Annotated in this window: 1 protein-coding gene; it reads right to left on the bottom strand. The window is 34.6% G+C overall.

Going from position 1 to position 628, the window contains the following annotated elements:
• Positions 1–146: 146 nt before the first annotated feature.
• A partial coding sequence (locus tag H4K33_RS16370) for a CHAP domain-containing protein (protein ID WP_182650874.1) occupies positions 147–628 on the bottom strand: 482 nt, incomplete at its 5' end.

Here is a 628-nt window from a genome sequence, read left to right as displayed (position 1 = left end):
ACTGTGGTAGCTCCCACCAATGTAGTTTCTTTGGTTCTTGTTCTTGCGTTGCAATCTGCTCTGTTTGGGTTATTTCTTTGTCTTTTCCTTGACAACTTAACAAACTCAAGCTTAATAGCACGATAATTATTCCTCTTTTCATATTTTTATAATATTTTATGATATCCTTTTGGTCGGAAATACCCTTTCCATCCAGTATGTATTTGTAATGCTCCTCCTTTCAATTGGTAATATGATACTCTAGTTTTATTATTTTCTGAACCACTATCTTTTATTTCATTTCTCTCTTTTGAAGTTAAAATCGAAAATTTAGTATTGATATGTGTATCCATATCACCACTCTCTGTTAATGCCTCTAAAATGGTCACTATCTTAGTCGTTTTATCATAGGTATATACGATACCTGTATGACCGTCCTCCTTTGTTCTTCCGGGTTTTAATCTCCTCCATACAAATATATCCCCTGGCTGTGGTTCAAAATTGGGGTCAAAAACACCATCTTTACCGTCGACATGTTCTATACTACATCCCTCGTTGAGTAATTTTTTGTAACTGTCATTTTTCAGGAAAGCTTCTTCAGAAACCATATCTACAGTAGTTAACCAAGCAACATCTTTTGTTAGTCCTA

The organism is Myroides sp. WP-1 (genome assembly GCF_014145635.1).
Lineage (GTDB): Bacteria > Bacteroidota > Bacteroidia > Flavobacteriales > Flavobacteriaceae > Flavobacterium.
Note: the sequence above shows the minus strand (reverse complement) of the source record. Positions and strands in the feature narration are given on the sequence as shown.